The 21,321-nt window shown below is 46.9% G+C and carries 25 protein-coding genes; 13 read left to right on the forward strand and 12 right to left on the reverse strand.

Going from position 1 to position 21,321, the window contains the following annotated elements; genetic code table 11:
• On the reverse strand, positions 1-599 hold a 599-nt coding region (locus INP77_RS07720), incomplete at its 3' end, for a hypothetical protein (RefSeq protein WP_228518805.1).
• 82 nt (positions 600-681) lie between these two features.
• Entirely contained in the window at positions 682-1,155 is a 474-nt protein-coding gene (locus INP77_RS07725; protein ID WP_194748489.1) for a hypothetical protein, read from the reverse strand.
• A 78-nt stretch (positions 1,156-1,233) separates the two neighbouring features.
• On the opposite strand from INP77_RS07725, the gene INP77_RS07730 reads away from it, so the two are divergent.
• The 6 genes from INP77_RS07730 (at position 1,234) to INP77_RS07755 (ending at position 8,534) form a co-directional block, all read left to right on the forward strand.
• Complete coding sequence (locus INP77_RS07730; RefSeq protein ID WP_228518806.1) at positions 1,234-1,554, forward strand: helix-turn-helix transcriptional regulator; 321 nt, start codon at positions 1,234-1,236, stop codon at positions 1,552-1,554.
• A gap of 348 nt (positions 1,555-1,902) precedes the next feature.
• Complete coding sequence (locus tag INP77_RS07735; RefSeq protein ID WP_194748490.1) at positions 1,903-2,214, forward strand: hypothetical protein; 312 nt, start codon at positions 1,903-1,905, stop codon at positions 2,212-2,214.
• A gap of 32 nt (positions 2,215-2,246) precedes the next feature.
• Entirely contained in the window at positions 2,247-2,408 is a 162-nt protein-coding gene (locus INP77_RS07740; RefSeq protein ID WP_194748491.1) for a hypothetical protein, read from the forward strand.
• On the forward strand, positions 2,405-3,202 hold the full coding sequence (locus INP77_RS07745) for a hypothetical protein (RefSeq protein WP_194748492.1): 798 nt from the start codon (positions 2,405-2,407) through the stop codon (positions 3,200-3,202). Before INP77_RS07740 ends, INP77_RS07745 begins: the two co-directional genes overlap by 4 nt.
• 1,602 nt (positions 3,203-4,804) lie before the next feature.
• Positions 4,805-6,964 carry a hypothetical protein gene (locus INP77_RS07750; RefSeq protein WP_194748493.1) on the forward strand — a complete coding sequence of 720 codons (2,160 nt, stop codon included), beginning with the start codon at positions 4,805-4,807 and terminating at the stop codon, positions 6,962-6,964.
• Between the two features lie 463 nt (positions 6,965-7,427).
• The gene (locus tag INP77_RS07755; protein ID WP_194748494.1) at positions 7,428-8,534 is read left to right on the forward strand and encodes a hypothetical protein; all 1,107 of its coding nucleotides are present in this window, start codon (positions 7,428-7,430) and stop codon (positions 8,532-8,534) included.
• Here INP77_RS07755 and INP77_RS07760 read toward each other — a convergent pair.
• Entirely contained in the window at positions 8,531-9,019 is a 489-nt protein-coding gene (locus INP77_RS07760; RefSeq protein ID WP_194748495.1) for a reverse transcriptase domain-containing protein, read from the reverse strand. The two genes, INP77_RS07755 and INP77_RS07760, sit on opposite strands and share 4 nt — an antisense overlap.
• A 176-nt stretch (positions 9,020-9,195) precedes the next feature.
• Entirely contained in the window at positions 9,196-9,267 is a 72-nt protein-coding gene (pqqA, locus tag INP77_RS07765; RefSeq protein WP_081624291.1) for a pyrroloquinoline quinone precursor peptide PqqA, read from the reverse strand.
• 255 nt (positions 9,268-9,522) lie between these two features.
• Between pqqA (INP77_RS07765) and INP77_RS07770 the strand changes: the two genes are divergently transcribed.
• Positions 9,523-11,661, forward strand: a complete 2,139-nt coding sequence (locus INP77_RS07770; RefSeq protein ID WP_194748496.1) for a TonB-dependent siderophore receptor — start codon at positions 9,523-9,525, stop codon at positions 11,659-11,661.
• A 65-nt stretch (positions 11,662-11,726) separates the two neighbouring features.
• Here INP77_RS07770 and pqqA (INP77_RS07775) read toward each other — a convergent pair whose 3' ends face one another.
• Both pqqA (INP77_RS07775) and INP77_RS07780 read right to left on the reverse strand, forming a co-directional pair.
• A complete protein-coding gene (pqqA, locus tag INP77_RS07775; RefSeq protein ID WP_081624291.1) occupies positions 11,727-11,798 on the reverse strand; it encodes a pyrroloquinoline quinone precursor peptide PqqA in 72 nt (23 codons plus the stop codon).
• Positions 11,799-11,919: 121 nt separating this feature from the next.
• Positions 11,920-12,714, reverse strand: coding sequence for an alpha/beta fold hydrolase (locus INP77_RS07780; RefSeq protein WP_194748497.1), 795 nt, complete (start codon positions 12,712-12,714; stop codon positions 11,920-11,922).
• Between the two features lie 161 nt (positions 12,715-12,875).
• Between INP77_RS07780 and INP77_RS07785 the strand changes: the two genes are divergently transcribed.
• A complete protein-coding gene (locus tag INP77_RS07785) occupies positions 12,876-13,184 on the forward strand; it encodes a BON domain-containing protein (RefSeq protein ID WP_194748498.1) in 309 nt (102 codons plus the stop codon).
• A gap of 102 nt (positions 13,185-13,286) precedes the next feature.
• Here INP77_RS07785 and INP77_RS07790 read toward each other — a convergent pair whose 3' ends face one another.
• From INP77_RS07790 to INP77_RS07800, 3 genes are all read right to left on the reverse strand, one after another.
• The gene (locus INP77_RS07790) at positions 13,287-13,625 is read right to left on the reverse strand and encodes a four-helix bundle copper-binding protein (RefSeq protein WP_194748499.1); all 339 of its coding nucleotides are present in this window, start codon (positions 13,623-13,625) and stop codon (positions 13,287-13,289) included.
• Between the two features lie 148 nt (positions 13,626-13,773).
• The gene (locus INP77_RS07795) at positions 13,774-14,115 is read right to left on the reverse strand and encodes a hypothetical protein (RefSeq protein ID WP_228518807.1); all 342 of its coding nucleotides are present in this window, start codon (positions 14,113-14,115) and stop codon (positions 13,774-13,776) included.
• A 122-nt stretch (positions 14,116-14,237) separates the two neighbouring features.
• Positions 14,238-14,822 carry a cytochrome c gene (locus INP77_RS07800; RefSeq protein ID WP_194749081.1) on the reverse strand — a complete coding sequence of 195 codons (585 nt, stop codon included), beginning with the start codon at positions 14,820-14,822 and terminating at the stop codon, positions 14,238-14,240.
• 457 nt (positions 14,823-15,279) lie between these two features.
• On the opposite strand from INP77_RS07800, the gene INP77_RS07805 reads away from it, so the two are divergent.
• From INP77_RS07805 to INP77_RS07815, 3 genes are all read left to right on the forward strand, one after another.
• Complete coding sequence (locus tag INP77_RS07805) at positions 15,280-16,557, forward strand: cyclopropane-fatty-acyl-phospholipid synthase family protein (RefSeq protein ID WP_194748500.1); 1,278 nt, start codon at positions 15,280-15,282, stop codon at positions 16,555-16,557.
• Positions 16,558-16,631: 74 nt separating this feature from the next.
• Entirely contained in the window at positions 16,632-18,044 is a 1,413-nt protein-coding gene (locus tag INP77_RS07810; RefSeq protein ID WP_194748501.1) for a sorbosone dehydrogenase family protein, read from the forward strand.
• A gap of 92 nt (positions 18,045-18,136) precedes the next feature.
• Positions 18,137-18,838: a response regulator transcription factor gene (locus INP77_RS07815; protein WP_194748502.1), complete on the forward strand. Its 702-nt coding sequence runs from the start codon at positions 18,137-18,139 to the stop codon at positions 18,836-18,838.
• On the opposite strand, the gene INP77_RS07820 is transcribed toward INP77_RS07815, so the two are convergent.
• Positions 18,825-19,430 carry a Yip1 family protein gene (locus INP77_RS07820; RefSeq protein WP_194748503.1) on the reverse strand — a complete coding sequence of 202 codons (606 nt, stop codon included), beginning with the start codon at positions 19,428-19,430 and terminating at the stop codon, positions 18,825-18,827. The two genes, INP77_RS07815 and INP77_RS07820, sit on opposite strands and share 14 nt — an antisense overlap.
• 280 nt (positions 19,431-19,710) lie before the next feature.
• Between INP77_RS07820 and INP77_RS07825 the strand changes: the two genes are divergently transcribed.
• Positions 19,711-20,178, forward strand: a complete 468-nt coding sequence (locus INP77_RS07825) for a PA2169 family four-helix-bundle protein (protein ID WP_194748504.1) — start codon at positions 19,711-19,713, stop codon at positions 20,176-20,178.
• A 201-nt stretch (positions 20,179-20,379) separates the two neighbouring features.
• On the opposite strand, the gene INP77_RS07830 is transcribed toward INP77_RS07825, so the two are convergent.
• Entirely contained in the window at positions 20,380-20,616 is a 237-nt protein-coding gene (locus INP77_RS07830) for a DUF2171 domain-containing protein (protein WP_194748505.1), read from the reverse strand.
• Positions 20,617-20,913: 297 nt separating this feature from the next.
• Between INP77_RS07830 and INP77_RS07835 the strand changes: the two genes are divergently transcribed.
• Positions 20,914-21,117, forward strand: coding sequence for a hypothetical protein (locus INP77_RS07835; RefSeq protein ID WP_194748506.1), 204 nt, complete (start codon positions 20,914-20,916; stop codon positions 21,115-21,117).
• A gap of 117 nt (positions 21,118-21,234) precedes the next feature.
• Here the strand turns inward: INP77_RS07835 and pqqA (INP77_RS15030) are convergent, their stop codons facing one another.
• Complete coding sequence (pqqA, locus tag INP77_RS15030) at positions 21,235-21,306, reverse strand: pyrroloquinoline quinone precursor peptide PqqA (protein ID WP_081624291.1); 72 nt, start codon at positions 21,304-21,306, stop codon at positions 21,235-21,237.
• Positions 21,307-21,321 lie beyond the last annotated feature (15 nt).

The following is a 21,321-nucleotide window of genomic DNA, read 5'->3' on the forward strand; positions in this document are numbered from 1 at the left end:
ATGCTATCCCAAGTGCTGGTAAACGTATCATCCACTGAATTTGTGCCAAACATGTTCCCATGAATATCAGTTGAACTATCCATCATCGGGAGTCCATTGGCTGGATTGATTCCATGGTTATCAAAAATATCATAATGGCTAAAAGCTGATGAGTCGTAATCACGGGCGTGAAAGTGATTCCAATCATCTGTAGTGTCTCTTGTATGACTTAAAATGTCATTCGCAAAACGGGAGTTTTCACTTTCCCAATCGTCCCATTCAGCAGCCCTTTGTGAGTCAGAGTGAATATTGTCAGACTGCTCAATCCCGGCAACCGGGTTGTCATGTAAATGATTCAATTGACTGGCTATCATTGCCCCACCCAATAAACTTTCATGATTTAATCGCGGCGTTCTATTTCCTTTTCGATAATGATCCATCTGATTTGGCTGCCCCACCTTATAGCGATCAAGCATATAAGCCAATACGGGTGGAACCACATACACCAAGATACCAATCCAGACCGCGCCTGCAACAAAGCCATTTATCCAGAGGTTGCTGATAGGAATCAGCATAAACAGCATGATGTATTTATAATTACCCAGCTCGTTAAACAGCATGATTCCTCCACCGACTATTTCTTAAATCACATACCTGAAATGATCTAAACCTGATGAACACCAATAGCGAAACCCTCGGACCTTAATGTTTCCTCTTTTGGTATGCAGTCATTGGGTCATCTTGCCCATATTTGATGCTGCACTGACCTATTGCATTAATGGAAAGTGAGTTGATAAACAATAATTTTCCAGCCTCCAGCTCCATACTCTCAATAAGGCAGGTGTTACGAACCCGTTTACCGGTAGGGTTGAATTCAGCCTCAATTGAGTATGCGATGCCGACCTTGTGCTTGCCCGGTGTAGTTTGTATTACTGATGCTTTGTGATTTTTTGGTAAATCAATCCCATCAAACCCAATAACTGTTGCACTCCACCAAGGGTATAAAGGATTTTTTGGATCCTTCTTGTAGGTCTGAATTTGTATTCTGGCCACATCCTCAACGTTACCTAGTGGTAGACCATCCACCCGGATATCCTCAACATTGGAATTTCTAATATTCGCGCATCCAGACAAGCACATCATTAACCCGAACAATAATCCTCTTTGATACTTCATCACACCTCCCTTTAAAACACCCCATTCTTTGAATGCAAAATAAATAAGCGCATGCGCTTATTTACCTGGATTAATTTATTGACCGATAAATTATCCTATTTTGGGATTATCCTGAAATGGGATTATTTATTCAAGCCTGATTGTTTTTTAACAGTGACGGCGATGACAAAATCCACCTATACCGACAACTATGCAAAACTCATCAAGCAACTTGTGGATTGTCGCAAAAAGCAAAACATGACCCAGACAGAGCTTTCCGCATGCATGGGTAAGCCACAATCATTTATTGCCAAAATTGAAAACAGAGAACGCAGACTGGATGTGATTGAGTTCCTGGAGCTTTGCAAGCATATGCGGATTGACCCCATCCCGATTGTCGCATCACTGATCGTTGATTAATGCTTTCGCAAATAAATCGGTATTGTTGATTCTTTTATTCTGCCTAGGTAATATAAAAACTAATGTTTGAGATGCAATTGCTCGCAAATCAAACATTCAAGCTGTTCAGTCTTTTTTTCTAAAAGAGCTTCACCCCATTTTTTATTGACCCGTTCCTGACTGAACCCAATTAACTAAAAGCAAAATTGCTTAGGCAGTGTTGTCGCCTTTGTATGTGCTTTTAATTTACAGTCGATCATCCTTCAAGTGAACATTGGCTTGTGTCATATGTGGCATTGCCATGCCTAACGGTATTGGTATTGTCTTCTATGGCACCGTGTTTGGATGATATTGCATGGTGAATAATGAATGAGTGAAGCACAAAGATTTGCATCCAGAAATTGCCCCCAAGGTAGCCTTGCCCATCACCCAAAGTTTGGGTTGGTTCAAGTTATCGGGGTTAACGGGCTAGAGCGTGAAATCATGTGCGAGACGGTGGATGACGACTTTCATCCACAAACCATTTATGCCTTGATTCATGTCTCCAGTCTGCGCGCAGTCGATTATCTGCGTGATTTTGGACTGACTGATCAACCGTTCAAATCACCTCCATGCAAAGTCATTCCTTTCTCATTGGCCCAATACGATTCTCTTGATGATGATTCCTCACCCGAATGTTGATTCAACATTCATAAAAATTTAAGGAATTCACAATGAGTATGATTAACGGAATGTATATCGCATTTTCGATGCTGTTGGCTTTTGCCGTATTCATGGCCTGGTGGTCAGTCAGGCAAAAGCTACAGGAAGAAAATCAAAAGGAGCAGCTGGGAAGTAAAAACACCATAGCCGGTGAAAAGGGAGAACAATCATGAGAGGATTGATCCCATTTTTAACGCTGATGATGGTGTCGCATCAGGCTTATTCCGAGGTGCAAATTCAAGCGCAGAGTGAAAACGCTAATACAGGATTAACAATTCAAGAGTCAGGCCAGATTGATTCGTCCGTTAAGGGCAAAAACCTGACTGTAGTATTTTTTGATGGCAGAGAACGTGGCATTGAGGCTACCAAGCTCGTCAGAAAAAGTCTTAGTGACAAAGGCATTAAATCAGATGGCGGCTGGCTGCCTAAAATATTCAGAGTTGTTGCCTATACACACACGTATTCAAGCGACAAGACAGCGTTTGATAGCGGCGCGATCATGATCAAGGACATCAAACCTGACGGGCTGGTCATGTCGAAACTACATGCTTCTGAATCCATACTAACCGCGCACCAAAGTCACGACGTTACCAAGCTAGACGCTGGTGTTGTGCATGAAGGGACCAAGCTTTCTCAGGCGATGGGCTCTTCAGCTGGGGTTTGGGGTGGTGTTGCACTCAATGTTGTTGCCAATCTCACTAGGAAGGTTTTCTCATCAACCCCTAGCACTGACCCAATTGAGGGAGGGCATTTACAAAATGATGTCAGCCTCTGTGGGGATGCATGCAAAGAGACGCATCATTTGGTGGTGTTCACGGTGTTATACGATGCGGAACCAAGCCACTATTATTCGTTATCCCTCGAAAAGGTGGATACCAAACTGGATGAGGCCAATTTGACTGAGCTCGCCAACCAGGGATTGCGGATGGTCACAGAGAAAATTGCTGAAGCAGTCGTCGCAAACTAATGAAATCGCACAGTGGGGATCATTTTTGCATTATTAGCGAGCTGTTCACATTGTGAACAGCCACAAAACTCAAGGAAGATTTAGGCAAAATGCCTCAAAAATTGAACTTGGTACATATTAGCCCTAAATATCCTCCAGATGAGGGCCCGATACCAGAAGAATATATTGTATTTCTAGCTGGGTACGCCCAAAGCCTACTACCTAAGGGGAAGATTATATCGAGCGAGTCGATTTTTGAAGATTTACCAACCAGATTATCTGAAAATAACGATTAACCAGGTTCTACTCAGCTTTTTTGGTTGGTGGGTAATTAAGCAACTGTTAACAATGTTAACACTCTGGGCTTGTTGATTTAAATTTGCCAGAAAATCAGACCTACTGTTTTAAATCGTCAATCTCGAGAGTTGTGACTGATTCAATACTCGCCCTCTTAATCAATTCAAATTGAGGTTTTCTCGGGTAAAGCTTACTGAGCAAAATCTTGTATCTAGGCGTTGGATCTGTCCATATAGCATGCAATAGATCAGCCTCTGCTTTTTGGCGATTACCCTTGATGATTTTCAAATTACATGCTTTCCATATGTGTTCACAATTTGAACACCCAAAAATTTAGAAAAGTTTAAGCTAACAATTAAGAATATTTTTGACACATCTATGCTAGTTCTTCCTAAACAAATCATCGCAAACTCGTAAATCTATTCGTAAAACCACTATAACGATTGAGCAACTGCTCCTTCAAGCCGGTGCTTCCAGGTATATTCGCTTTAGCATTTCAGAACTCATCACCATCCAGGGTGGTCTAGCGACCAGCAGCTAGGGCTGCAACCCTTGATTTGTCTGGCTGGACGCCACTCATGATGAATTTTGAAACGCCTTCACGTTTGACGAGTCGCCGTCAAATTACAGCGGTCAGGATGACGACCTCGTGGGCCTCTTCTGCGCGCGCATGCGCTTGACTTCCCTCTATTGCGAGCGTGAAATCGCTTCATAGCCGAAGGCTTTCCCGGTTTACGACTGGCCTAATCCTCTCAACAGAGTAAAAACCAAATACCCTAAGGGCATTGATGTTCGAGTAATAATCCTCGCAAATTGATTGGTATTTAAAAATAAACTCAGCTAAATTTTGAAAACAACACTTCCAGCATTTAAGTGCAATTTTGCAGAAAATAATTGAAATCAAATACTGCAGTCAGCTTAAATTTGTATTGCGCTAGACATACAGAAAAAAATATTTTATTCTTTGAAGAATTCCTTAAAAATTCTTCTTTCCATAACAATCTAATTTTGGTATAGTTATAGGATTTTTCATTAAAATGAATGCGATGAAGAAAATGAGCGAAAGAGATAGGCTAAGAGCATTGGTCCGGCTTGCGGAGAGAGCTGATAGATATGGTTCTCTGGAGCGCAAATACATTGCCGAGGCCAAATCAGCCATTAACAAATCCCAATTAAAAGAAAACCTTCTGAAAATATCAGAAACCCAACCTTCTAGTACGGCATCAAGAAATTACACATACGGCTTGTAATATTCCTGAATTTGGTCAAATTTACATATTTTGACCCTGTCGTTATAATCAACCTATCTATAAAGTAGGTTGATTCATGTCTTCAGAAGATATTTCACCAATAAGCGTTGTTAAATACAACAAAGACTATTTGATTGAACTTGTAAGATACTTTACAGGCTGGACTCAACGCAGCGAAGTTTCCATCAAGCCACAACTAAATTACTTGTGTAATTACTTAGAGGTGGATCATATAGCTGCTAAAACAATAGTTGTCGAAAATGAGTATATTGATCGACACTATCTTGAAGACTATTCCGAATATTACGCTAGATGTTTTGCATCCCATCCCAGGAAGTGCGTAAGAGTTCATTTTTTTTCCAACGAGTTTGACGAGCTAACATTCACTTCGTCTTACGTTGAGAATAAATATAAATTCTTTTCAGAACTCAATAAACATTACATAGGCTTTGCCGTAATTAGGCCTATTCCACATACATTTTTTGCAAAAGTATGCTTAAAACCTTATGGACAATTTACTGACCACCCAGATTATAAATTGATTACGAAACAAAACAGCGTATCTTTGTTTGGCGTTAATCTGAATATAAAAACTACAGCGTTTCTTGAACAAGATAAAGTGGTTTCAGCCTGCGCAACTAGCGCACTGTGGACTTTACTTGGAGCGTCATCAACTACCCATCAAGATAGCTTACCTTCTCCAAGCTCAATTACCAAAGCTGCGGCCAGCTTTTCTCAGGACGGTACTCGAACCTTTCCAAATACCGGATTAACTCATACCCAAGTCTCACGAACTCTCAAGCACTATGATCTAGAACCCTCAGTCATTGAAATTGCGGGTAAAAATTATGATGATCTCAATGAGACCATATATGCATATATTAGCAATGATATTCCCGTTCTAATTGGGGGTGACATTTACAAGAAAACAAATGAAGGAAAAAGTCGACCACTTGGCAAACATCTGGTTTGCGCTCTAGGCTATCACCTATCAAATGAGAATAAAAAACCCGGAAAGTTTCAGCAGTTTAGATCTCATGAAATAGACAAAATTTATGCTCATGATGATAGATATGGTCCATATGTGAAAATCTCATCTGAAGTGAAAAAATTCACAGCTACAAAGCCTGGTACTGACCGTAACGAAACTAAATATGGTTTAGAAATTTCTCTACTTAACGAGAATAATGAAATTTTCGTGCCAGAAATTCTAATCGTCGGCCTATATCATAAAATCAGAATACCTTATAAAAACATCAAAGAGATGTGCCAAGCACTTTTTGAATATCTATGTCAGTCTAAACAATTTTTAATGCAACAGTCGAAGACATTGCAAGATAAGGAAGAAAAAGAGTACTACAAAGAGGTAGTTGAAAGTATCGAAAAAGGCATAACTTCAGTTTGGGACATAAGATTAATTACGAGTAACAGCATTAAAGAAGAGCTATTAAAAAAGGACAACTTTCAAACCTACAATGGCACTTCCAATAAAAAGTCACTCTTAATGGGCAGTATGCCTAAATATATTTGGCGTTGTAGGCTTCTAGAATTCGAAAGTAGATCTGAGTACACAGATATTCTCTTTGATGCCACCGAAGTTCCTCAAGGGAAAGTTTTAATTGGATATATTTCCTACAGTCTTAATGCTGAGACAATGTGGAAATATGTTGAAAGTTTAGTAAAAGATAGAGTTTGGGAGTCTTTTGAGCTAAATGATGACCTGAAAAAATTTATTGGTGGATTCTCAAAGTTTTTTAGTGAAAATGAAAAAACAACATTAAATATTTTATATGGACCACTGGGTTTGCCTAGGCGAAAATTAAAATCGGGTGAAACTGACGCTTACGGAAACATACCGAGAGGAAAGGATGTAAGCGTTGTAAGAAGTGGTCAGTGGGACTGGAAAAAATTAGATCAAAAGACTAAATATATATGGGTTATAAATGAATTTGGTGATTTGGTGTTTGGGGAAGACTTAGAGAATGATGTTGATGGATTCCTTGGACACCCAACTCTTATCGACGGTAAACCAGCAAGAATAGGTGGAGAGTTAGTTTATTCTTCTAAGAATAAAAGATGGGAAATAAATCTGAAATCCGGTACATATTCTAGCCATATCGCCCCTGACTCTACCGAAGCAAAACACTATCTTTCAAATGTTATAAAACATAACTTCATAGGATTGAAGGGCTTAAAAATAATGCCCGCAGAAAAACTAATAGTAACAGCAGCCTGATGTAAAATAATACTGACTGTTACCAATTTACACTCGGGGTAACTTTTGGGGTAATTAAGATTTTACTAACGAATAATAGTTAATAAAATCAGCATATTAAAAGAGTTATTTTGGGGTCTCTTTCACCACCATACAAATCAAGAACTTAGCTCAACTGTGCTAATTTAGTCCATGTGTCATGTGCTAAAAGTGTGCTAAATTCTTCTAAAAAGCCCCTCGATGAGGGGCTTTTTTTTGGCCAAAACAGGTCAATTCCGGACAATAACTTCTGCAAAAGGATACCAAATCCGTGTGTCGTGAGGCTAAAAACACTTTTTAAATCATTAAAATCAAATAGTTACATTAGAGTGTGCTAAATTAGTCCGTGTGTCTGTGCTAAAACTGTGCTAAAAATAGCTCCGTTATCAACCGGTATTACGATTTTCAAACAAGATTGTTATAAAAATCATGAGTCCCTTTTGCTATGACCGATAAATATGCGAATGAAATTAAAAAGACTGGCTTCGTTTTAGAAAGTAAGATTAACGATATATTGCAAGCTGATGGATGGAGCGTTATAAGCAATAAATACTATGAAGATGATTTTGAGGGCAATGTCAGAGAGATTGATATTCTGGCTTACAAGGTTTCAAAGATTCAACAAGTTGACGTATATACAACTCTTTTGATTAGCTGTAAGAAAAGCGAACAAGACATATGGGCATTACTAGCCCGGCCGATTGATTTAAAAAAACCGAATGCTGACTGGTGGCCCCTGCATGTTTGGAGCAATGATAAATCTTTAACCTATCATCTAGAAAAACCAAAAATTAAAAAAACCTATCACGAAGAGATACAAGCTCTAGGCGTGACAGAGGTTCTTGAAACTCCTAACTATGAGGTATTTGCCTTTCAGGAGATGAGTCGAGTAAACGGCACTCCACGAAATGATACAAACATATTTAAAGCTGTTACTTCTTTAATAAAAGCACAAGCATACGAGTTAGGTGTGCTTTCTGGGCGAAAAAAAACTCCTTCGGTATACCAGTTTAATCTACTATCCATCATCGACTCTGAGCTATACAGGCTGCTCATTAATGGCGATGAAATTTCGCAACAAGAGATAGATAGCGAACACTACATATCAAAATACATTATTAAGCGCCAAGAAACCGTTTCCAGAATTAGATTCGCATCGGCCTCATCATTCACAAACATCTTAAAAGACTATAGCCGTTTACACGTAGCTAACAAAAAATGGTTTGATACAAAAATAACCTCATTTTATGAAGAAATCCTGACTGACTACTCTAGAACTATGATTCTTTTTCCAGAATTTAGAGCTGAGATTGGATGGACACTTTCTTCCGAAATGTGGAAATTAAATGGGCAACAGTTAGATAGAGATAGTATTGGAATTAACTGGAACAAGTCGGGAAAATATGCAGAAGTCTATTTTGAAAATATTGACCGATATGTCAGCATACTCAGTGAAAATGAACAGCTAAAGAAAAAAGTGTCTGACGCGTTACTTAAAATCTATAGATATAAAGGTGAGTTTCGCTTTGCTGAGGATGACATTCCGTTTTAATCAGGAATCATTGATAAGCTGCTAGACTGAGTCTCATTGACTGACGATACATATCCTGCAATACCACGTTGAACGCTCTCACTTGCCGCAGACTCATAATCAGCTTTAAATAGAGTCATTCTACCTTCAGATACCTCTAAAGAGTTATGAGCCAAAATTATATTGAAAGCAGTAATAGATGTTGCAGGCCCCTCTTCTTTTGCTGCATTTAAGACAAATCCAGCCTTATCAGCCGCGACATGAATTTCTGCTTTGATTTGTTTGAGCACGTCTTCACTACTAGAAGAAACGATAATGTCATCAACATAAACACTCACAATCACATTTTCTCTTTTATGAATGTTTTCTAGGTATTTGCCAAGAGTGCTTTTAAATAAACATAAGGAAGCAATGATAGGAGACTGAACAAAACCAAAAGGTAAAATCGATTCTTGAGCATCCTCTGGATTAGCGACTGTAGAACTATTGGCATAACGTACAATCAATCGTGCTCTCTCTGTTTGAGCGGCTACTGCTTTGGCTTACCACCTGATGGTGAACTCTGTTATCGATCTTAAAATCATGATGGAGAACTCTCATGTCTTATAGTAAAACAGGCACCTCCTTCAAACAAAAAACCCGACACTTGGTCGGGTTTTTGTCATTTTAGCCTCAGCTAAAATTATTTGTTCATTACGTACATGGTTACTTCAAAGCCGAAACGCATTTCAGTCGCTGCTGGTTTAGTCCACATGGTAGATCTCCTAAAAAGTTAACAATCAATCAAACGTGTAGCCAGTATGCCTGCCCGCTAGCCTTTTGTTGAGCGCGCTTTTACGCGAATGCAACTCATGATTTTCACCAGCCTGATGTTAACAGAAGCAAATTCTTTGCTGCATCCTTCAAATTATTAATGAAAATAGTTATCATTACCATTAATAGAAGTTGAGCCTAGACTCAACCGCACGCCTCTCTGCCTGGCAGAGCCTTTTATCCTATGGGAGTTTTCATGTATTACCACTCATCGACGTTACGGCCGATTACACTGGCATTGCTGCTGGCCAGTGCTGTCCAGTCCAACCAGGCCCTCGCAGACGCCTCTGCAAAAAATGATAGCGCGGTTGCTGACACCCTGCCCGAGGTCACGGTCAAGGAAAAGAAAACCAGCCGCACGGACTATCAACCGCTGGTGAATAGCACGGCAACCAAGATTGCTGCACCACTACGGGATATTCCGCAAACGGTGGATGTGGTCCCTGCGCAAATTATTCAGGACCAGGCCGCGCACTCGTTACAGGATGTATTGAAGAACGTGCCTGGCGTCTCGCTGAATCTGGGTGACGGCCAGCGTGATCAGTTTGTGATTCGTGGTTTTGATGCGATGGGTGACATGTATATTGATGGCATGCGTGATGACGCGCTGTATTACCGCGACCTGTCAAATATTGAGCGCGTGGAAGTGCTCAAGGGGCCAGCCGCGGTATTGTATGGACGTGGCTCTTCTGGCGGCTTGATTAACCGTATCACCAAAAAACCTGGCGAGACCATCCGCACCATTAAACTCAACGGCGGCTCTTACAAACAGCGCCGCGGCGAGTTTGATGTCGGCGACAAACTGGGGGATTCAGCGGCCTTCAGGATCAACGGCGCCGTTGAGGATTCTGGCAGTTTTAGAAGCCAGGGCTTTCTGGAACGGCAAAACCTCGCCCCTTCGTTGCACTTGCAACTGGGTGAAGATACCAGCTTGTTGTTGCAGGTAGAAAAACTGCATGACCGCCGAGTGACCGACTTCGGGATCCCGGCTTATCGGGGCAAGCCGCTCAACATTGATCCAGACACCTACTATGGCTCACGCAATGCCCGCGATGATGATTACACCGACTCAGATGTGTTGTCTGGCCGCGCGGTGTTGAAACACCAGATTAACGACCAATGGTCAGTGCGCAATATGGTTGGCGCCTATCATTACGAAATGGATCGCAACAACACACTGGTTTCAGGGGTGAATGATAATTTGCGCACAGCGACCCTGACGCACAACCAGTTATGGCGCCAGGACGATGGCTGGTTCAACCAGTTTGAAGTACTGCAAAAAGCCGAATGGGCTGGCATGCAGCATCAATTACTCTACGGTCTGGAAGTTGGCGAGCAACGCAAAACCATGAAGCGCTGGGCCTGGAGCAATCCGACGGTGACCGTCTCCCTGTTTGATCCGGTATTACCCAGCCTGTCACAGTTTGGCGTGCGCGGCAGCAATCCCAACCTCAGTAACCAGACCATTCTGCAAGTGACTGGCGTCTATGTGCAGGACATGATTACGCTTTCCGAGCACTGGAAAGCGCTGGTCGGCAGCCGCCATGACCGCTTCGCGCAAAAGGTTGAAGACCGCTTGTCTACGGTGAGCCCCGAGCGCACAGATCATACCTGGAGCCCGCGTGCTGGCCTGGTCTACCAACCCACGGATTGGCAGTCTTACTATATTTCATTGAGTCGCTCTTTCCAGCCCTCTGGCGAAACCTTGAGCTTCTCGCAGCAGCAAAGCCAGCTAGCCCCGGAAGAGACCAATAATATTGAAATCGGCAGCAAAACCGATTTTTTCAATGGCAAATTGTCTACCACCGCCGCCCTGTTTCATCTTGAGCGCGAAAACATCAAAGGGACTAATCCAGTCAACAATGCCTTGATAGGCGTGGGGACACAATTAACAGAAGGACTGGAGTTGACCATGACGGGTGAACTTGCGCCACGCTGGCAAGTGTTTGCTGGCTACGCCTATTTGGATGCGCGCATCACTGACTCAGTAGCGATACAAAACGGCGTTGCCTTACAAGGCAAACGGGCAGCCCTCACCCCAAAAAACAGCGCCAACTTGTGGGTAATGCATCAACTCAATGAAGGCTGGAGTGTGGGCGGTGGCCTGAATTATGTCGGTAATCGCTATGCGTCGAATGACAATCTGGTGGCCCTCGGTAGTTATATGACGGCAGATGCAGCAGCTATTTATCATAGCTCACGTTACGACCTTGCGTTCAATCTGAAAAACCTGACCGATAAGCGTTACTATGCTTCTGGCCACGGTACCAGCAATAACCTCAATGGTCCTGGTGCGCCGCGCCGCGCAGAAGTCACACTGACAATGCATTTCTAATGCCTGTGCCCCAAACAAAAAGCCCGACATCGAGTCGGGCTTTTGTCATTTTAGCCTAGCTAAAATTATTTGTTCATTACGTACATAGTCACTTCAAAGCCAAAACGCATTTCAGTCGCTGCTGGTTTAGTCCACATGGTAGATCTCCTAAAAAGTTAACACTCAAACGTGTGACTAGTATGAGCGCCTGCTTGAAAATTGTTGAGCGCAGTTTTACCTGAATCAGGCTCATGATTTTCATCAGTAGAGACTAAAGCATTATTCCGCCAGAAACGCTTCTACTGTTTGCATAAATAATTGCGGCTGTTCTGCATGCACCCAATGATCGGTGGGCAGGCTGACAAAGTGGGCTTGAGTGAAGTGCTGGCTAATTGTGTGAATGTCTTGCGCATTGACATAATCACTCCGCTCCCCGCGAATAAACAGACTAGGCATCGTCAGGCCAGTGGCCTCTGGCGGCAAAAGTGCTGACTGCAGTTGCCCATAATTGGCTTTGAGGGCCGCGAGATTGAGCCGCCACTGCAAGCGACCATCCACCTTATGCAGATTGGTGAGCAAGAACTGGCGCACCATCAGGTTGGGGATAGCAGGAGCGAGCGCTTTATCCACGTCACCGCGGGACGCGCACTGGTGCAAGTCTACCGCCAGCATGGCGTCTATGAGCGGCGTGTGCACGTCGGCATAAGCGCGCATGGCCATATCCACCACCATCAGCTTGCTCACGCGTTGCGGCCATTGCATGGCGAACTGCATGGCCACCTTGCCGCCCAGCGAATGGCCTAATACATGCACTTGCGTCAGCTTCAAATGGTCACACACGGCCAGCACATCCGCCGCCATTTCGGAATAGGTTTGCGACTCATGGTGCGGTGAGCGGCCATGGTTACGCAAATCGACACTGATCACCGGCCTCTTCTGGGCGAAATACCTGGCAATACTGCCCCAATTGTCGGCGGAGCCAAACAGACCATGGAGCAATAACAAAGGCGTGCCACTGGGTTCAGTGGACGCGTTCAAGACTTGATGATGTAGCAACGGAAAAGTGGTAGTCATGGTAAAAAAGATTTCAACGGGGAGTGAAGCGCTAAAGCGCTATCTTATCGTACTTACAAACTTCGTCAGTCAACTCCTACGGCAGGATCAGAATCCGGTGTATGGCTGGCCCTGCGCATTTTTTGAATAATGAGAGCTCGATGATTTTGAAAGGACTGCACATGAAAACGACATTGAAATCCATTTTGCTGGTAAGTGCTTTATTGTTGCCGATGGCAAGTTTTGCCGCGGATGGCGACTCCATTGGTACCAAGGTAGAAGACACCGTGATCACGGCCAAAGTAAAGGCGGCCTTGGCCAAGGACAAAGCCGTGAGTGCCACCGATATCAAAGTTGAAACCGACAGCAATGGCCTGGTGCAATTATCTGGCGTGGCTAAAACTAAGGCCGAAGCAGATAAAGCAGTGCAATTGGCTAAAAATGTCAAAGGTGTGACTGCTGTGAAAGACGATATTGTGGTCGCACAGTAAGTCCCCACGCTACGATCTTCTCTCCGTTGCCCCTGTGCCAGCCATGGCCAGGGGCATTTTTTTAACTCAACAAGTAAATCTTGTGAAATTGGGCGAATAGCGCTAAGCGAGTGCCGCAACACCTACTTTAAGACAAGCGTCTGCACAGCGGCGGCACATTTGCGCACACATCAGGCAATGGTCAAACAAATGTTTTTCGCACTCTTCGGCACAGGTGGTACAGATTTCTGCACAGTCCTGGCAAACCAGTTCCATAAACTCGCTGCGCCGCGCAATAAATGACGCCGTCAACCGGCAAAAGTCTGCGCAGTCCATATCAAGTTCTATGCAAGTGGTCAGCATGGGATTTGCCTCTTTTTCACAAGCCACCGCGCAATTCTCACAGGCATCGGCGCATTGTTTGCACAAGGTCATACACGCTTGCATTTCTTCTTCAGTCATCACAGTTCTCCTTTCATCAATGAAACATACACACGTGGCAGGCGACCCTTCTCCTTCCTTAGCCAACTGCAGGCTTAAGAAGATGATCGGGCGGCACGGGCCTGAAGCAATAACCATAACAACATGGCTTCAGGGCCTTGGGCACGCGTTATGGTTGCTTTACGCCTGTCCCCCCTTGTTGTGGGTCTTGATGAAAACGTTTGCTCTTTTCCATGTTGGCAGGCTTGGAAGGCTGGGCATTTTGCTGCTGGCGGCCATTGTGTTGCTGGTCACCGGTGCCCTTAGGATTTTGCGGAGGATTGTTGTTGTCTGGCTGCGTCTCCAGATAGTTACCGTTTTGGTTGGTATCTGGCACCTGATTTTTTTGTTTTTGCGCCGGTGGCACAGCGTCAGGAGACATGTTATCGGGTGCTGCGAGGCTGGGGGTCGTGCTGCCCATTAACAACGCGGCGGTCACAACAGAAAGGGTATTTTTCAGGGTGTTGGTCATAGGGGCATCCTTCTCAAAAAGATATTGATGGAAAGCCTGCCAAAGCAGGCAAGCATGTCCCTATGCTAAGGATACCTAGGCAGGCTGTATGTCAGCCTGCCTACGACGGATTTGTAGGATTATCACGAAGCGGCATCTTCATTGCCGGTCAACTGGCCGTGGCTACGGATCCAGGCAATCACTTTAAGTAACTCATCCGGGGTGATGCCGTTATTCGGGTCTGAAGGGTCCATCAAGCCTTTGCCTTTGGCCCCCATGCCGCCATTGGTGCCATGCCACACGGTTTCAAACATGCCTTTATTGGTGGCGTCTTTGGCATAGTTATAGTTGGGGCCGGTGAGCGCAGGGCCCACTTGCCCACCCGCTTCCGGGCCATGGCATTGGGTGCAAGAATATAGTTGGAAGATTTTTTTACCTGCTGCAATCGCATCTTCTTTACCGACATAAGGGTTCTTACCTGTCGCTAAAAATTCTTTGGCGGCTGGCGTATCAAACAATTCAGGCTTGATTTCTAATGGCGAGCCATCCTGGGTGGTGACAAACTTGATCGTTTCAGTGCTTGCAGCCGCCTCGGTTTTAGCAGAGGGATCGCCGGAAGCCGTGGTTTGCTTGTCACAGGCAGCCAGGCCGGTGACTAGCACCAGCAAGGCCAGACTTGTTTTAGCACGCAATGTTGCATTCGGGCTTGCTTGAGGCAAGGTAGCCATTGGACGATTTTCCAGGCCAGTTTTTAATCTCATGATGGTCTCCTCAATGGTAAGGGTGATTGGAAAAATGAATGTGTAAACGATTATGGAGAAAAGCGAAACCAGTGCCCATGTCACAACGGCGCAATTTATTGTAGGAGTTGTCGGACAGGGAAACGGGCAACATTCATGGGTGTCACGGTCTTGAGACAAGCATGACGGGACGAGGCATTCCGCCCGCAAAAGACACCCCGTCTGCACTGTCAGACAGGTCTGACATGACAATCAGTCATGTGCCTATATTGGCTTCTTGGGCGCTTTTCTTACACTTCAGGCCTGAAGACACATTCAAACCACCTGCTTTTTTACTGCGGCGGCGACGCGAAAGTTCATCGACATCTTCATTTGACGCAACGCAGCAGTCAAAGCGGGGCTTTATTTTTTTGACGGAAACACGGACAACTGTGAGGAGTCACCCATGTACAACCGCCCTATTAATGTGCTGCCTCTGGAGGCACGCCCACTGGATGCCCTGACGCTGGAGCAGTTTTGGCATTGGCATCAGGCCAGGCAACAAGAAGATCAACAGGCCTTGACCCAGGCCCAATTACTGCTGAATCAGCTATTTGAAGACTATACAGATGCGTTTGCCCTGCGTTTATGGAATGACCAGTTGCTTTATGTGGGCGAGCAATCACCGGCATTTACGCTGTCACTGTCTGCAGAACTGGTACGTGATCCTCACTTGTTGACCACACCCGTCCCCTGGATGACTGCGTATATAGACGGTCACATCCAGGTCGTGGGCGACTTTCATGCCGCACTGCAATGCCTGGAATACTTCCAGTCTCTGCCTATCCCCTTGGCCACCACACTTGCACGTGCATTACGTGCGCTGGCACCATTACCACCTCGCCACGGCGCTGTACCAAAGTCTGGTCTGTTGCCACTCAACTACGATGTGCCGGCTGAGTTTTATCGCCATTGGCTGGATGAACGTATGCTGCATTCCTGCGCCTATTTTTGTGGCCAAACGCGTGAGCTCGGGCAGGCGCAAAAAAACCAGCTGGAACTGATTTGCCTGAAGCTGCGTTTGCAACACGGTGACCATTTGCTCGACCTTAGTGGCGGCTGGGGCGGACTGGCCTGCTGGGCCGCCAAGCATTACGGGGTCTTTGTGCATGCTTATATCCAGAACCCTGCCCAATATGCCTATGCCAGCCAGCTGATCCAAAGCGAACAACTCACCCATCTGGTGACACTGATCCCTGGCGACTATCGCGCTGTGGCGGCACAAGGCCAGTACGACAAAGCCGTCTGTATCGGGGTCGCCGAACACGTAGGTGAACCGCATTTGCCGGCGTTCTTGAATACAGTCCATGCCGCGCTGACACCGGGCGGCTTGTTTTTGAGCCATGGCATGACCAACGAGCGCGCAGCCTGGCAGCCAGAGGACCCAACCCATACGCTGGTGAATCAGCAGTTGTTCCCGCAAGGCAAGCTGGCCACCTTTCCACAGCTGTTGCAGTGTATGGATGCCGCCCAGTTTGAGGTGTTTAACATTGAGGGACTGCGCCAGCATTTTGTTCAGACCCTGCGCCACTGGCTGAGTGGACTGACGTCGCAACACCAGGACATCACCCGCACCCTGGGCGAACGCAGTTACCGTGCGTGGCGACTGTATCTGATGTCCAGCCTGATCCAGTTTGAACAGGGACTCACCGGCATTCACCAGATTGTGGCGACCCGGCGCTAGCTGCCATCTGGCAGGCCATGCCATGAAAACCAGTCTGGCAAAGACCAGAAACAGATGATAGAGAGGAGTACACGATGCATACCGCCACAGACCGTCCGCCCCGTTTTCAACTGTCCCTGATCAGCGGTTGCCTGCTGGGACTGAGTGCCTGTTCGCCACCGGCCCAACTGCCTGAGTCGGCCAGCTATGGGCCAGCACCAGATCTGTCCTCCTATCATGCCAGCTGGCTTCCCACCGTCCATGTGGCAAAAGCGGTTGGCTGGCCGCAAGGTGAAAAACCAGCCTCTGCGCCAGGCACCCATGTGGTCGCGTTTGCCAGCGACCTGCATCACCCGCGCTGGCTGTATGAGTTGCCTAATGGCGATATTCTGGTGGCAGAAACCAATCACCCGCCTAACAAAGAAGGGTTCAGCCTCAAAAGCTGGATTGCCAGCCTGTTTATGAAAGACGGCGGCGCAGGGGCTGAGAGCATGAACCGCATCATGCTGCTGCGCGACAATGACGGCGATGGCGTGGCAGAAGAACGACATGTCTTTATCAAAGACCTGCATTCGCCGTTTGGCATGGCCCTGATTGGGGACACCTTTTATGTGGCCAACGCTGATGCCTTGATCAAATTCCCTTATCAGCCAGGCCAGACTGAAATCACCGCTGCCCCCACCAAAGTCACCGACCTGCCCGCAGAACGCAATCATCATTGGACCAAAAATATTTTACCCACCCCCGATGGCAGCAAACTGTATGTCACGGTCGGCTCCAACAGCAATGTCGGTGAAAACGGCATGGACGAAGAAAAAGAGCGGGCGGCTATTTGGGAGGTCGATGCAGTCTCTGGCCAGCATCACATCTATGCTTCCGGCTTGCGCAATCCGAATGGCATGGTCTGGGAACCGCATACTGGCGACTTATGGGTCGTGGTCAATGAGCGAGACGAACTCGGCAGTGACCTGGTGCCGGATTACATGACCTCGGTCAAACAGAATGGCTTTTATGGCTGGCCCTACAGCTACTACGGCCAACATGTAGATGAGCGGGCACAACCGCCCCGCCCTGAGCTGGTTGCCACAGCGATCCCTCCTGATTATGCACTGGGCACACACACGGCTTCACTGGGCCTATTCCCGGCCAAAGGCAATCAGCTGCCCGAGCAATTTCAAAACGGCATGTTTGTCGGCCAGCATGGCTCCTGGAACCGTCAGCCTTACAACGGCTATAAAGTCATTTTTGTGCCGTTTGAAGCAGGCAAGCCCGCAGGGCAACCCATTGACGTACTGACCGAGTTTTTGAATGCAGACGGGCAGGCACGTGGGCGTCCCGTCGGTGTGATTGTTGATAAAAAAGGGCAGTTGCTGGTGGCAGATGATGTCGGCAATGTGATCTGGAATGTCAAAGGCAGCCATAAAACTGCCCGACATACCGACTCGAACGCCTCTGAGAATAGGGAAGCAACCAGCGGTGTGCATGCGACCGTAGCCGCACACGATTAAAAATTAAAAACATTAAAAAAAATAGCTGGAAGGCGTTTTAAGCCCCGGTATTCGCGTGCCGGTTTTGATCACAGAAACGAGACGAGACCGCCATGAAAAAATTATTACTGATTTATGGTCATGCCCTGAGCCACCACGCATTACACACCCTGTTACAAAATGACCTGCGCCTGCAGCTGCTTTACGAAGTGCCAACGGTGCGCGAAGCGATTCGCCTGATCCATCAGCAACCGCTGGATGCGGTTATTCTGGACATTTCGGCCCCCAACCAAAATGGTCTTGAAATTTTGTGTGATCTCAAACATGCCGCACCAGGGCTGCCGATTCTGGTGATCAATGGCAGTGAGCGGCCTGACCGCATGATTCATTTTATCCGTTTGGGCTGTCAGGGCTATCTGCCTTACACCACGCAAAGTTCGCAGGTGATTCCAGCCATCCGCAGCATTGCGCGCGGAAAATCCTGCCTGATGCCGCGCCACCACCAACTGTTGACGGAGTCACGACCCATGCGGCATGAGCAGTTATCGTTGCGGGAGTTACAGGTCTTGTTCAAGCTGATCAAAGGCCAACCGGTCAACGCCGTGGCAGACGAGCTTGCCATTGCGCCGGGTTCTGTCAGTGTCTTCCGCGCCAAAATCTTGCGCAAAATGGGCGTGCCCAATAATGCGGCGTTGATCCGTTATGCCCTGACACATGGCCTGATCCCAGCCCCGACCACATTGAGCCGTCAGACCCGGCAGAACCCTGACCAGACGGATTCAAATAACACCGGCAGCGTGGCTAAAGTTTTTTGACGGCAAATTGCAGTTGTTCAATGGTTTCCCACGAAATCAACGAGCCGATCAGAATCACGCCAAAGCCCAGCCCGGCGGTGCAGATAATGGCCAGGGTGAGTGAGAACAGTGCCCCGCGCTCACGGATGCCAAACACATAGCGCACACCGCGGTAGACCAGCGCAACGGCAATCAGCGCCGCCACCCCATGCACCAGCACATTAACGCTCAGGCTGGGGACCAGGTAAAACAGCGAAGTCAGCCACAGCGGGGTTGTCGCCAGCGTGATTAACAACAGAGCATCCCGGAAGCCAGGCTTCACACCCACCATCTGCGCCAGATGCTGTGTAATCCATGCCATCACCAGCACCAGCAGCAATTGCAGAAACAACAACTCGACGCTCACCATCAGCAAGCGGTTACCTGGTAATTGGTCAAAAAACAATTTGGGCACCTGATGATCCAGCCGCAAGTACATCGTGATACATGGGATCAAGGACAGTGGCAATATATAAAATATCAGCAACTGCGTGACACCGGGTTTGGGCATCGCGAGCACCTTGGGCTGCTCACTACGCGGTGTCACATAGTCGAATAAACGGATGGGATTCATCATCATCTCCTGTAAAGAAGGATGCGCCATTATGCAAGCAGGACAGCCGCATCCATACCCGCAACAGGCTGATCTGACTGTCAGAATTTACGTTGGCCGACGGAAGCATAAGCAGCCCCTTGACGTGGCCAGGTGGGAGAAATGGGCATCTGCCCAGATAAGCGGGCCTATAGATAGCCATTCTTACACCAGCTTGCGCATTCATCCGATGGGGGGCCAGGCTGTGCTGTCGCATACTCAGATCTCCTCACCATCAACAAACGCTTTTGGAAACTGAGACATGACAGACAGAGACGATTTCATTGCTACCCTGAACGATTTGATTGAGGTATCCCGCGATGGCGAAGAAGGGTTTCGCGCATCGGCTGAGAATGTAGATCATCCCCAACTCAAGGCTTTTTTCATGCGGCGCTCGCAAGAGGTGGCGGCCAGCGTACAAGAGTTGCAAGGGCTGGTGCGCTCGCAAGGGGGCGAACCCGCCGCCTCAACCAGCTTGGGCGGCGCGCTGCACAGACACTGGATAGATCTTAAAACAGCCCTCACCAGCAACAATACGCTGTCGGTGCTTAATGAAACCGAACGCGGCGAGGATGTGGCGCTGAAGGCTTACCAAGAAGCCGCTGAAATGGATTTGCCAACCCATATCCGTACTGTGGTTGTTCGTCAGCTCGAAGGCGCAAAACGCAATCATGACGAGGTGAAGAAATTGCGGGATGCCGCGCAGGCAGAGGCCGATGCGCATTCTTAAACCAGGCCAGAAAGTCACACCCTGCACTGGCGCACCCTGATAGCGAAGACCTGCTTACCGCAGGTTTTTGTTTTGGCTGTGTGCGCGGCTTAGAAGCGGATTTTTAGCGATGTTTCACGTCCAACACATTGAGCTCACGGGCAAGTCCAGGCAAGCGCCGTCCACGTGTGCACATCGCCTAAGCCTTGATGCAGGGCAAACTCAGGATGATGCCTCAGTGGCCCAGTCTGTGGTCACCTGCGCCAGCGTCCGGTTAATTTTCACGATACCGCCCTCAGTCGAAATCACCCAACTCACCGGGATAAAGTGATGCACGCCAGACGTGTCTTGTTTAAGTTTGATCAGGTCGTCGCTAACCATATGATCAACCACAGCGACATGCTCGGACTGGGCGGTGGTGACGGGCATATCGGGTTTAATTTCACGGGCATCTATCATGTCTGTCTCCTCTCAACGGTGATGGTTCATGCAGTGACCTTAAGCGGAGAGTGTGGCGGGCGAGGGTTCCCCTCACTATCGCGGCAAGACTGAGTTTGCTGTAAGAATTGTGAGCCCCGATAACGCTGGTCAGCAGGCATGGGCCAGGGGACATCACAGCGAAAGTCACAGGTAAAATCGCACGAGCGTCTGACCGGGCAGCGCGATACTTTGCTGATATTCGTACTGACACGTTCTACGTGTCTCAACCGCATGCAGACAGCCTGTGGTCTGTAGCATGTTAATCAAGGAGTGAGTATGGCCATTTTTTATATCAGCGCCTGGCAAGGCGCACCCGATGCCAGTGAGCGCGTCTGGGAAACCAATGTATTGGCGCTGAGTGTAGAAGAAGCCTACCGTCTTGGCCGTAGCCGCCTGGCAGCAGAACAGCCTGACTGGGATTTGACGAAACTGACCCTTCTGGCTGAAGGCGATAGCGTCACAAAATCCATAGAGATTTAAGTGCCGCGATAGCGGTTGTATTGCGCGTTGCTTTTTAGCCTGACCACAACCAAACGTCGGCCCAAAACAAAACACCCGGTTAACACCGGGTGTTTTGCAATAAAACCTTGGCCAGAATTATTTGTTCATGACGTACATGGTTACTTCAAAGCCAAAACGCATTTCAGTCGCTGCTGGTTTAGTCCACATGATGAATCTCCTTGA

The organism is Methylophilus sp. 13, assembly GCF_015354335.1.
GTDB classification, from domain to species: Bacteria; Pseudomonadota; Gammaproteobacteria; order Burkholderiales; family Methylophilaceae; genus Methylophilus; species Methylophilus glucosoxydans.